This is a genomic window from Stenotrophomonas lacuserhaii, assembly GCF_014836545.1.
Taxonomy (GTDB): Bacteria; Pseudomonadota; Gammaproteobacteria; order Xanthomonadales; family Xanthomonadaceae; genus Stenotrophomonas; species Stenotrophomonas lacuserhaii.
In genome coordinates, this window is the sequence record NZ_JACSQS010000010.1 from 80,380 (window position 1) to 92,287 (window position 11,908).

The 11,908-nt window shown below is 67.8% G+C and carries 10 protein-coding genes; 2 read left to right on the forward strand and 8 right to left on the reverse strand.

Annotated features, from left to right (window positions below; translation table 11 throughout):
- Positions 1-90: 90 nt before the first annotated feature.
- Positions 91-2,889 carry a bifunctional [glutamate--ammonia ligase]-adenylyl-L-tyrosine phosphorylase/[glutamate--ammonia-ligase] adenylyltransferase gene (gene glnE, locus H9654_RS11055; RefSeq protein WP_191770875.1) on the reverse strand — a complete coding sequence of 933 codons (2,799 nt, stop codon included), beginning with the start codon at positions 2,887-2,889 and terminating at the stop codon, positions 91-93.
- Positions 2,890-3,323: 434 nt separating this feature from the next.
- Between glnE and H9654_RS11060 the strand changes: the two genes are divergently transcribed.
- Together H9654_RS11060 and H9654_RS11065 are read left to right on the forward strand one after the other, a co-directional pair.
- Positions 3,324-4,838 (forward strand): acetyl-CoA hydrolase/transferase family protein, encoded by a 1,515-nt coding sequence (locus tag H9654_RS11060; protein WP_191770876.1) that lies wholly within the window; start codon positions 3,324-3,326, stop codon positions 4,836-4,838.
- 74 nt (positions 4,839-4,912) lie between these two features.
- Positions 4,913-5,686, forward strand: a complete 774-nt coding sequence (locus H9654_RS11065) for a hypothetical protein (protein ID WP_191770877.1) — start codon at positions 4,913-4,915, stop codon at positions 5,684-5,686.
- On the opposite strand, the gene hglS is transcribed toward H9654_RS11065, so the two are convergent.
- The 7 genes from hglS to H9654_RS11100 form a co-directional block, all read right to left on the reverse strand.
- A complete protein-coding gene (gene hglS / locus H9654_RS11070; RefSeq protein WP_191770878.1) occupies positions 5,663-7,027 on the reverse strand; it encodes a 2-oxoadipate dioxygenase/decarboxylase HglS in 1,365 nt (454 codons plus the stop codon). The two genes, H9654_RS11065 and hglS, sit on opposite strands and share 24 nt — an antisense overlap.
- 106 nt (positions 7,028-7,133) lie before the next feature.
- The gene (locus tag H9654_RS11075; protein WP_191770879.1) at positions 7,134-7,631 is read right to left on the reverse strand and encodes a hypothetical protein; all 498 of its coding nucleotides are present in this window, start codon (positions 7,629-7,631) and stop codon (positions 7,134-7,136) included.
- Positions 7,632-7,667: 36 nt separating this feature from the next.
- Positions 7,668-8,426 (reverse strand): HAD family hydrolase, encoded by a 759-nt coding sequence (locus H9654_RS11080; protein WP_191770880.1) that lies wholly within the window; start codon positions 8,424-8,426, stop codon positions 7,668-7,670.
- 175 nt (positions 8,427-8,601) lie between these two features.
- Positions 8,602-9,030, reverse strand: a complete 429-nt coding sequence (locus H9654_RS11085) for an EF-hand domain-containing protein (protein WP_191770881.1) — start codon at positions 9,028-9,030, stop codon at positions 8,602-8,604.
- 219 nt (positions 9,031-9,249) lie between these two features.
- Entirely contained in the window at positions 9,250-9,627 is a 378-nt protein-coding gene (locus H9654_RS11090; protein WP_191770882.1) for a hypothetical protein, read from the reverse strand.
- A 73-nt stretch (positions 9,628-9,700) separates the two neighbouring features.
- Positions 9,701-10,414 (reverse strand): M15 family metallopeptidase, encoded by a 714-nt coding sequence (locus H9654_RS11095; RefSeq protein ID WP_191770883.1) that lies wholly within the window; start codon positions 10,412-10,414, stop codon positions 9,701-9,703.
- On the reverse strand, positions 10,347-11,879 hold the full coding sequence (locus H9654_RS11100; RefSeq protein WP_191770884.1) for a serine hydrolase domain-containing protein: 1,533 nt from the start codon (positions 11,877-11,879) through the stop codon (positions 10,347-10,349). Before H9654_RS11100 ends, H9654_RS11095 begins: the two co-directional genes overlap by 68 nt.
- Positions 11,880-11,908 lie beyond the last annotated feature (29 nt).

Sequence of the window (11,908 nt, forward strand, 5' to 3'; positions counted from 1 at the left end):
CGTGACGACCAACGGTCGTCACCCACCAGAGCCGGGCGCCGTAGTGGCGACCTTGGTCGCCACCCACCAACGGCCGTCATCACCCCGGCATCAGGCGTCGAACGGGAGGCCTGCTTCCACGCACGCGGCGCTGATGCTCGCGCGTGCCTGTTCCAGCGCATCACTCGGCGCGGCCATGCGCGGGCGGCGGTCCAGCGTACAAGCCAGTCCCAACTCCAGCAGGGTGGCGTGCGCGGCCTGCAGTGCAGTGGCCCGTTCGCACGGCAGCCAGCCGCTGGCAGCCAGTGCCTCGATCAGCCCCCGCGTATCACGGGGTGCAAGCAGCGCCGGATGCGCGGACGCTGCCCCCAACACGCCGGCCTGCAGCAGGAACTCCAGGTCCACCACGCCGCCCGCGCCCTGCTTGAGGTCCATCCGCGCAGCATCGCTGCGGTCCAGTTCGGCGCGCATGCGCTGGCGCATCTTGACGATGTCCGCGTGCAGCACCTGGCGGTCACGCGCGCGGCCCGCCGTCTGCGCACGTACGTCTTCAAAGGCTTCCAGCAGGCCGGCATCACCGGCCACGCCGCGCGCGCGCACCAGCGCCTGGTGTTCCCAGGTCCATGCGCGTTCGCGCTGGTATTCGCGGTAGCTGGCCAGCGATGACACCAGCGCGCCCTTGCCACCATCCGGGCGCAGCCGCACGTCGATGTCATACAGCCGTCCGCCGGCGGTCACCGCGCCCAGCAGGGCCATCACCTTCTGCGCAAGCCGGGCGTACCAGCGCCCGGGCTCCAGCGGACGGGCGCCATCGCTGGCCTCCACGTCGGCGGGATTGTCGTGCAGGAACACCAGATCCAGGTCCGACCCGAAGCCCAGTTCCAGCCCGCCCAGGCTGCCGTAACCGATGATCGCAAAGCGCCCGCCGCGGATGTCACCGTGTGCGCGGCGCATGTCCGCCTGTGCCAGCTGTAGCACGACATCCACCACCACCTGCGCCAGTTCGGCCAGCTGGCGGGTGCTGTCCACCGCACCCTGGCGGCCATCCAGGCTGGCCATCGCCAGGCGGAAGCTCAGTGCCAGGCGGATCTCGTTGAGCCAGCGCAGCGCCGATTCGGGGTCTTCCACCGCCAGCACCTGTGCGCACTCGGCCTGCATTTCCTCACGGCTGGGCAGCGGCCCGGACACGCGCACGTCCAGCAGTTCATCCAGCAGCAGCGGGTAGGCTTCCAGCCGTTCGGCCAGCAGCGCGCTGCGTGCCAGCACGTCAACCAGCCGCGCCATCGAACTGGGTTGTTCGTCCAGCAGCGCCAGGTAGCTGGTGCGGCGCAGGATCGCCTGCAGCAGGCCCAGCACGCGCTTGAGCGCGGCATCGGGCTGCGGTGACCGGGTAGCGGCATGCAGCAGCGCCGGCAGCACGCGGTCCAGTCGCGTGCGCGCGCCATCGGACAGTGACTTCACCCCGGAAGACTGCGCGAAATCACGCAGCATCTGGTCGGCGCCGTGGGCATCGGCGAAGCCGGCTTCCACCAGCAGTTGCGCGTCGCCGTGTTCGGGCAGGCCGCGCCAGTAACTGGCCACCGCATCCGGCGCGGCCTTGCCCTTGCGCGGGGCCAGCAGCGCACCGAATTCGGTGCTGACGCGCTGCTGCTGCACGGCCAACGCATCGCGCAGGCTGTCGAAGTCCGGGTAGCCCAGCCCGATCGCAATCCGCAGCCGGTCCAGCGGATCGGCCGGCAGGGTATGGGTCTGCGCGTCGCGCAGCATCTGCAGCCGGTTTTCCAGCCGGCGCAGGAACAGGTAAGCCTCGTGCAGCGCCGCCCCGTCTTCGGCGGCGATCTGCCCCGCGTCCACCAAGGCGGCCAGCGCATGCAGCAGCCGCCGCTCGCGCAGCACGGGTTCGCGGCCGGCACGGATCAACTGCAGCGACTGGCACAGGAACTCGATTTCGCGGATGCCACCGGCGCCGCGCTTGATGTCTTCATGCATGTCACGCCGCGCCACTTCGGCGGTGATCGCCGCCTTCATGTCGCGCAGTCCATCCAGCGCGGTGAAGTCCAGGTAGCGCCGGTATACGAACGGGCGCAGCGACGCCAGCCACTCCTCGCCCGCTTCGATGTCACCGGCCACGGTGCGCGCCTTCAGCCAGGCATAGCGTTCCCAGTCGCGGCCTTCGCGCTGGAAATACTGGTCCATCGCCGCGAACGACATCGCCACCCGGCCGGCCCGGCCGAACGGGCGCAGGCGCAGGTCGACGCGATGGCTGAAGCCATCGGCGGTGGTGTCATCGAGCAGTTTGGCCAGCCGCTGGCCGAGCCGGGCGAAGTATTCATCGGCATCCAGCGGGCGCGCGCCATCGGATTCACCGCGCTGCGCGAAGGCGTACACCAGGTCCACGTCGGAACTGAAATTCAGTTCGCCGCCGCCCAGTTTGCCCAGCCCGAACACCACCAGCCGTTGCGCGTTGCCGGCGTCATCGCGGACCACGCCGTGGCGGCTGGCGAACTCGGTTTCCAGCGCGCCCAGCGCCAGCTGCAGGCACTGTTCGGCCAGTCCGGTGGACCCGGCCAGGGTCTGCTGCACGCTGTCCATCCCGGCCAGGTCACGCCACACCAGACGGGTGGACATCGCCGCGCGGTAGCGTCGCAGCAGGCCCGGCCAGTCGGCCGGCTGCTGCGGTTCCAGCACCGGCGGAGCCAGCGGCGGGCAGCCGTCCTGGGCCAGATGCGACAGCAAGGCAGGTTGCCGGCACAGGGTGTCGATGGCGAAGTCGCTGGCGACGGCCAGCTGGCGCAGGAAGGGTTGCAGGCCGGGGTCCGGCGCGGTGCCCAATGCGACGGCCAAGCGCGCAAGGGCACGGTCAGCCAATGGGACAAGGTCGTCGGGGAGCGGCGCGAAGGGTTGGGTCATGGGAGGATTGTAGGGCGCTGCGGCCTGTTGACGGCCAGCGGCCGTCACTACCGAAGGAGGCAGCGGTAGTGCCGAGCCGTGCTCGGCGCGCGCAGCGGCAGGCAGCAGCGTGACGACCAACGGTCGTCACCCACCCAAGGCGAGAGCTGACGGCCAGCGGCCGTCACTACCGCAGCCGGGCGCCTATTCAGCTGTACGCTGCGGACGTAAAAAAGCCCGCTTGCAGCGAACTGCCAGCGGGCTCTGCTCCCTCCCCCACGTCGGGATGCAGGTCCATCGTGCCGACTGCAAAACCACATTGCACGCTGCACTGCAAAACAATACCGGAGGGTACAGAAGCCTTCACGCCGGAAGCGCCATCCCACCAAGGTCGCAGGGCCCGTACGGGTGGGTTTGGCCGATAATCAGGGTTTCCCCCACGAAACATCGTCGTCATGCCTGCAGATCGCATCGCCAACGCGCGTCTCCGTGACCGCGTGGTCTCCGCCGAGGCCGCAGCCGCGCTCATCCAGCCGGGTGAAACCGTCGCCATGAGCGGCTTCACCGGCTCCGGTTACCCCAAGGCGGTGCCGGTGGAACTGGCCCGCCGCATCGAAGCGGTGCACGCGCAGGGGCTGCCGTTCCAGATCAGCCTGATGACCGGTGCCTCCACCGCCCCGGAACTGGACGGGGCGCTGGCCAAGGCCGATGGCATCGCCATGCGCATGCCCTTCCAGAGCGATCCGGATGCGCGCAACCGCATCAACGAAGGCAAGCTGGATTACATCGACATCCACCTCAGCCACGTCGCCCAGCATGTGTGGTTCGGCTTCTACGGCGATATCGATACGGCGGTGGTGGAAGTGTCGGCCATCCGCGAGGACGGCTCGCTGGTGCCGTCCACCTCGGTCGGCAACAACAAGACCTGGCTGGACCTGGCCAAGAAGGTGATCATCGAGGTCAACGAGTGGCAGCCGGCCGGCGTGGACGGCATGCATGACATCTACTACGGCACCGCGCTGCCGCCACACCGCAAGCCGATCCCGCTGGTGCAGGCCAATGACCGCATCGGTGAGACCACGCTGCGCTGCGACCCGGACAAGATCGTGGCGGTGGTGCGCACCAACGGGCCGGACCGCAACAGTCCGTTCAGTCCGATCGACGCCACCAGCGAACAGATCGCCGCGCACCTGATCGAATTCCTCAAGCACGAAGTGGCCAAGGGGCGCCTGCCGGCCAACCTGCTGCCACTGCAGAGCGGGGTGGGCAACATCCCCAACGCGGTGCTGGCCGGGCTGGCCAAGAGCGGCTTCCGCGACCTGGCCGCGTTCACCGAAGTAATCCAGGACGGCATGCTCGACCTGCTCCGCGATGGCGTGCTGAGCTACGCCTCGTGCACTGGTTTCGCGCTGAGCCCGCAGGCCAACGAGACCTTCAAGGAGAACATCGATTTCTACCGCGAGCGCATCATCATGCGCACGCAGGAAATCTCCAACCATCCGGAACTGGTGCGACGCCTCGGCTGCATTGGCATGAACGGCATGATCGAGGTGGACCTGTACGGCAACGTCAATTCGACCCACGTGATGGGCACGCGGATCATGAACGGCATCGGCGGTTCTGGTGACTTCGCGCGCAACGGTTTCCTGTCGGCCTTCCTCAGCCCGTCCACCGCGAAGAACGGCAGCATTTCGGCCATCGTGCCGATGGTCAGCCATGTCGACCACACCGAGCACGATGTATCGGTGATCGTCACCGAACAGGGCCTGGCCGACCTGCGTGGGCTGACGCCACGCAAACGTGCGCAGGTGGTGATCGACAACTGCGCGCACCCGGATTTCCGCGCACAGCTGCAGGATTACTTCGACCGCGCCAGCCGGGAGAGCTACGGCAAGCACACCCCGCACCTGCTGCCCGAGGCGCTGAGCTGGCACCAGCGCTGGCTGGATACCGGCACGATGAAAGCCTGAGCCTGCGGCGGGATGGTCAACGGCGCGAGCGCAATCTGGAAGCAACCGGGCCGGTCCGGGGGCGTAATGCCCCTATGCCTATCCCGCCCTCCACTTCGCCGCTCCCCGCGCTGCCGATCGCCCCGCCGGCGACGGTCACCGATGCCCCCCGACGCTCTGCGTTTGCCCGGGTGGTGCCGCGCAATGCGCCCACCTCCGCAGCGAGCACCGGCCCGGCCGGGAGCAGCAGCCTCCTCGATTCACTCCGCGTGCGCTGCATGCAGCGAGGTGCGCCTGCCACCATCGATAGATGTCTGCAGATCACATCACAGCAGCCGTGCGCCACGCATCGCGCCCTGCTGCTGCAGCGACTGACGCTGGCGCTGGCCGATGACCGTCGCATCGACTCGCCCGCGGGCCCGGTCAATCTGCGCGCAGATGCCTGCGACACTTACAGGCTGGCGGCTCCCCCGGAGCCGCCCAGCTACGCCAGCTATCAGACCGCATTGAGCAGGCTGCACGAAGCGGTACGCGCCTGCAAGGTCGTCCTGCCGGGAACCTATGGTTTCCTGCAGCGGTCCATCGCCTGCGAATCAGCGCTACGCACAGCCGTGAATGCAGACCAGGTACGTCGGGCACTGATTGGTTGGCTGAACTGGCAGTGGGCCGCGTTGGCTGCCTGTACCTCAGACCCGAACCTGCGCGCACGTGTCGGCGACACTCCACTGCGGCCGACCCATCTGGCCTATGCACTGGATGATGACAGCGCGCTGTGCACCGAGGTCCGGCTGGCGCTGCTTGCTGCACCCGCCCCGCCCGCCGCAGCGGGCGACCCAGCGCCAGGCTCAGCTCCGCAGCGCGACCAGTGAGTCCTGCTGCAGTTGTTCGTACAACGCGAACTCGTCGTGCACCCGCGCACCCAGTGCGGCTTCAAATGCATCGCGGTTGGCGTGCGCCGCATACGCGCGCTGTTCGCCGCCGCCCAGGTTGGACTGGAAGATGCCCGCCGCGCTGACCGGCAGGAAGTCTTCGTAGATGATCGGATCGGCGGTGGCCAGGCCTTCGGCGATCAGCACTTCGGCCGGCAGTTCGGCCACGCGCGGCTGCGCTGCACGGCCGGCGTCGGTCAGCTGGTAACGGTAGTAGCCAAGCCCTTCGCTGCGCAGCGTGGCATCGTCGTCCGGGAAGCCGGCGAAGGCTGCCTGCAGCCGCTGGCCGTAATCGCCGCTGGTGCTGCCGGCGCCTTCGGTTTCGCGCGCCTGTGCCAGCAACTGGTCGTACAGCGCGCGGCCTTTCGGGGTCAGCGCCAGGCCGCGCTGCTCGATCTCGCCGAAGCGCGCGGTGTGGGTACCGGCATCGCCGCCGCCGTCCTTGGGGAAATGCACGGCCTCTTCCAACGCCTTGAAGCTGGTCTGCCGCAGCAGGATCGGGCAGGCGCGGCGCGGCGGGCCTTCGATGACCGCCTTTGCGGCCATGCCGCGTTCGATCATCGCCGCCTGCGCCGCATCGATGTCCAGCGTGCGCGGGGTGAGATGGTTGATGTGCGGGCCACGGAAGCTGACCACGTCGGCGATCAGCCGGTGCGCATTGCCCAGCGCGTGGTAAGTGTCCAGCGCCACCGTGGCATCGCTGTGCCAGCGGAAGGTTTCCAGCGCTTCGTTGACGAAGCGCTCGGCGTCTGCGGCGTGCAGTCCCCCATCGCGCTCGGCCTGTTCGACCAGCGCCAGCGCGGCGTCGGTGAAGATGCGGCGCTTGGACAGGATGTCTGCCGCCTGGGCACGCAGTGACTCATCTTCGATCAGCTCCAGCCGCAGCAGCGAGGTGAACACGCGGAACGGATTGGCGGCCAGCGCCACGGCGTCGATCGGGCGGAACGCGGTGGAATGCACCGGCACACCGGCCACGCTGAGGTCGTAGTAGGCGACCGGGTACATTCCCATCACCGCGAACAGGCGGCGCAGGGTCGACAGTTCTTCAGCGGTGCCGACACGGATCGCGCCGTGGCGCTCTTCATCCAGCCGGCCGCGGCCGTCGTTGCGCTGCAGTTGCTCGGCAAGGGCGGTGTCTTCGGCCAGCACCTGCGCGTTGATCTGCGCGACCAGGTCGACCAGGTCGCCGTACAGCGGCACTTCGCTGCGGTACATGCGGGACATGGCCTGGGCGAACAGGCGACGGATGGCATCGGGCGAAACGAATTCAGCAGCGCTCATGGGATACCCAGCAAGGAACACGGAAAATGCGTTGGCTGGCATTGTCGCCGGGCCCTGCCCGCTTTGGTAGCGGCTGAGGCAGCGGCTCCTGCCGCCGCCTTCGGCGTTACCGCTCCGTGCCCAGCTGGCGGCGCAGCGTGGCATCCAACGTGATCGGCCGATCCCAATGCCGGTAACTGGCCACGATGGCGTGGCGCAGCGCGCGCTTGTGCAGGTTGTCCGGCGGCACCGGCAAGGCCTCCACGGCCGCTTGCCAACCCCCGTCACGGTGCGCGCTGAACGCCCTCACCACCTCGCGGCAGCTGACCTTGATGGCCTTTGCCCAGAAACAGGCGAAGTACACGTCCGCGGCATGCCAGCCGTGGTTGTTGACCAGCGCGGCGATATAGCCGCGATCCACGCCGCTGTAGCGCGCCACCTCGTCCAGGAAGCTGTCCGGATAGCGCTCCGCGTAGTGGTTGATGTCCGCCAGCCAGGTATCGATCCACGCATCACCGGTATCCACCGCGTAGGTGGCCGATTTCTCCGCCGTCTGCTGGGCCGGCGCGATCGCAGGCACCAGCAGCAGGGACAGCAACAGCAGCGTTGTCAGCGGGCGGTTCATGCCGCGATTGTGACGCAGCGGGGCCGTCGTGTCAGGTCACGCACCGCGCGCGGACGCCGCCTTGGCTTCGATGGCCTGCAGCGCGGCCGGCCAGTCCCACGCGGTATCGGCGGTGACCATGCGCGGCTCGTCATCGGCCACGCCATGTTCGGTTTCGTGGGCCCAGGTAACGGCATACGGGGTATGCACGCCCCAACCGCCCAACGTCACCACCGGTTCGATGTCCGAGCGCAGCGAGTTGCCCACCATCACGAACTGGTTGATCGGCAGATCGAACTCGGCCAGCACGCGGGCATAGGTTTCCGGATCCTTCTCCGACACGATCTCGATGCGCGGGAACAGGTCGTGCAGCTGGGCGACCTTGATCTTGGCCTCCTGATGGAACAGGTCTCCCTTGGTGATGAGTACCACCGGATGATCCTCGGCGATCTTCGCGACCGATTCGCGCACACCGTCGATCAGCTCCACCGGGTGGCGCAGGGTGTCGTGGCCGATGTCCAGCATGCGCTGGATGTGCTTCGCGCTGACCCGGCTGTCGGTGATCTCGATGGCCGCTTCGATCATCGACAGGGTCATTGCCTTGACGCCGTACCCGAATAGCGCAAGGTTGCGCCGCTGCACGTCCAGAAGATGCCGCGCAGTGCGGGTGTCGTGCACATCGATGTAGTGCGAGAGCAGGTCGAGGTAATCCTGTTCGGCCTTGCGGTAGTAATCCTCGCTCTTCCACAGCGTATCGTCACCGTCAAAACCGACCAGGCCGATGGCGCTGCCGCGCCCGGACGTGGATGTTTTCATGCGTGAAGAATAACAGGGCGGCCCACGCACTGGCCTGCGTGGGCCGCCCTGATGGGTCGTGCCGACCGAGGTCGGCACCTACGGTAGCGCCGAGCCATGCGCGGCGACTTCTGATGGTGCCGCGCGGTGCGCTCGCCGAGCATGGCTTGGCGCTACCGGGCCACCATCTCGGGACTTAGTTGCCCTGTGCGCCGGCGGCGCCCTGCTGGGCCTGCACGAAGGCCTTGTACTCATCGGCGGACAGCTCGCCGTCCTTGTTGCTATCGGCCTGGTCGAACACCTGCGCCAGGCCGGCATTCACCTGTGCCTCGGTCTTGCTGATGGTGCCGTTGCCGTCGGTATCGATGCTGGCCCAGGTCTGGCCGCCGCCGCCGTTGGCCTGCGCTGCGGCCTGGCCAGCAGCATGCGTGGCCTGGTCTGCGGCGTTACCGGCTTCGGCTGCCTGGTTGCCGGCCGCAGCTGCCGCCTGCTGTGCCTGCACGGCCTGCGCCTGCGCAGTTGCCGCCTGATCCTGTGCGGCGCTCTGCGCCATGGCCGGAAGGGTGAACACACTGCCAGCGGCAACGAGGAGGGCGATCAGCGGCTTGCGGTTACGAAGAGTCATTGGGTGGTCTCCTTGGATGTGATGTTGCACGGCCATGTATTCCGTACGGGGCCTACGTTGGCAGCGTGCCGATGAACACAAATTGGGGCGCAAGCGGCCCTCACACGCGGCATTAACCACTACACGGCGGCCATCGGCTACCGGCTTGGTTAGAAGCCGGTGAGCAGGAAGTAAGGCGCGCATTCAGCGGGCCGGATTTTAACCCTCCGCAAACGAAAATCAGTCCGCGCTGCCCTGCTCCGCCGCTGACCGCGAACTGAACAAAAGCCATCCAAGCGCGACACCGGACAACGCGCCGATGATCTCCAGCACCACCCGGCTGCCCAGTTCGTTGGGATCGTGGATGGTGGAAAGATAGAGACGCGCGTAGAACGGCGATTCCATCCGCACGATGCCCATGTAGAACAGCTTCCACATGTCGATGCCCGCGGAGATGACCACCGCGATCCCGCTGGCCCAGCCCAGTGCGTGGCCGTGCGGCCAGCGCAGCGCGCGGGCGAGATGATGGAACAGGAAATACACCAGCAGGCCGACCAGAAGGGCGATGCCAGCGGCTTCCAGGGTGCCCAGCAGACCGAAGTGGAGAGGAAGGTTCATGGCCACAGTGTAATGGCCGGGGAGAGGGGTCAGAGTCCTTTTGCCGTGGCAAAAGGACTCTGACCCCTTCCACCTAGAGCACCGGCACGTCGTAGGCGGTGTGCGGATCCGGCTCGGGCTGGAAGGTGTAATGCCACCATTCCTGCGGATAGTTGACGAAGCCTGCGGCGGCCATCGCCTGCAACAGGCGCTGCCGGTTGGCCTGCTGCGACGGGGTGAGCCCATCGGCAGCGGTATGCGCACGCGTGCCGAAGAAGTCGAAGTCGGTGCCCATGTCCAGCGGCGTGCAGCGACCGGCCTCGCACTGCATCAGGCCCACGTCCACGGTGGCCGCGCGACTGTGGCCGGAGCGCTCGGCGATGTAGCCTTCGGCGAACAGGCGGGACTTGTCCACGTCCGGGTACTGCGTGGCCTTGCGCGAGGTTTCGTGTGGATCCCGTGCCCATGCCACGAAGGCCTGCACCGAACGCACCGGGCGGTAGCAGTCATGCACCTGCAACGCATGGCCCTGGCTGCGCAGCGTGCGTTCCACCCTGGCCAGCGCGTCGGCTGCCGCCGGCAGCAGGTAGCAGGCAGGTGCCGCGTAGCCGGTCACCGGGCGGCCGGTGAAGTTGTTGGCAGTGGCGTAGCGGACATCCAGCGCGATGCCGGGCGACAGCGTGCGGATCTCCACCAGCCCGGCTTCGGCAGCGCTGCGCGCGGGCGAAACGGTGGGCGCTTCAGCGGCGCGCGCGCTCGTTGCCAGGGCAATCGCCAGTACGAGTGAAGTGCAGGTCCTGGTAGTCATAGCTGAAGTCGATATCCGGGTCGATGGCGCGCAGGTCCAGCGTAGGTACGGCTGCAGCAGTAGGCTGCAGCCACGCCTGGGCGGCTGGTTCCAGCGTATCCCAGCGCAGCACCCAGCGCGCCCCTGCCTGCAGCACGTCGGCCTGCAGGCGCGGCGATTTGTCCACGCTGAAACGCAGCCGGCCCCGCACCGGACAAAGCGAGGCCTCGCCCAGCCACGGGTCGTGGTAGCGGCCCTGCAGGGCCACCAGTGCGGTTGCCGACGCGGGTGCTGTGGTGCGGGTATCCGGCAGCGGGCCGGCCTCTTTCGGTGATGGCGCGCCTGCCTGCGCGAGGTCGTCCAGCCAGCCATCGACACCCTGCGTGCCGCCGGGGGCGGTGTAGTATTTCAACGCAGCCTGCATCAGCGCGGTGCGTGCGTCTTCGCCTTCCCCGTTGATCAGCAGTACCACACCGACCTTGCGCTCCGGCAGCAGCGCCAGCGAGGAGTACATGCCGGACAGCGTGCCGGTATGGGCCACCTTCCATTGCCCGTCCAGGTCGGACAGGCGCCAGCCGTAGCCGTAGCCGGCGAAGTGCGCGTTGTCCCAGCGTCGTTGGCGCTCGCCCAGGGGCATCGCCATCTGCAGCGTCCACAGTTGGCGGCGCTGCTCGGTGTCCAGCCAGCCCGGCGCACGCGACGGATCCAGCAGCACCTGCATCCAGCGCAGCATGTCGTTCAAGGAACAGCGGATGCCGCCGGCTGCCATCGAGGGTGAATCCGGGCTGGTATCGCCGTCCGCGGCGACCACCACGTTGCGCCCCTCCCGGCGCACGTGGGGCTGGGCGATGTTGCCGACCGCTACGGTGGACCATTCGCCTACCTGGCAGCGCGACAACCCGAGCGGGACGAACACCTCTTCGCGCATCAGCTGGTCGTATGGCTTTCCGCCTGCCGCCGCCGCCACTTCGCCGGCCACCACGTACATCAGGTTGTCGTAGGCATAGCCGCTGCGGAAGCTGGTGACCGGCTTGAGGTGCGCCAGCCCGGCAATGATGTCGGCGCGGGTGAAGTGGTTTGGCTCAGGCCACAGCATCAGGTCGCCGGCCCCCAGCCCGAGTCCGCTGTTGTGGATCAGCAGGTCGCGTACCTGCATCTGTTCGCCCACCCAGGGATCGAACATGGTGAACGAAGGCAGGTGGCGGCGGACCGGGTCATCCCAGCGCAGCTTGCCCTGTTCCACCAGGCGGGCGAGCAGGGCGGCGGTCATTGCCTTGCTGTTGGAGGCGATCTTGAACAGGGTTTCGTCATCGATGCGCGCGTCCGGGGTGTCGCCGCGGCGGCCTTCGGCGCGACGGTAAACCACCTTGCCGTCTTCCACCACGCCCATCGCGATGCCGGGCAACTGCTCGCGCTGCACCGTGCGTTCGAGCATGGCATCGAACGGGGACGCGGCCAGGGCGAACAGCAGCAGGGGCGCGTACATGGCGATCAACCTTTGAACGAGGGGAGGTA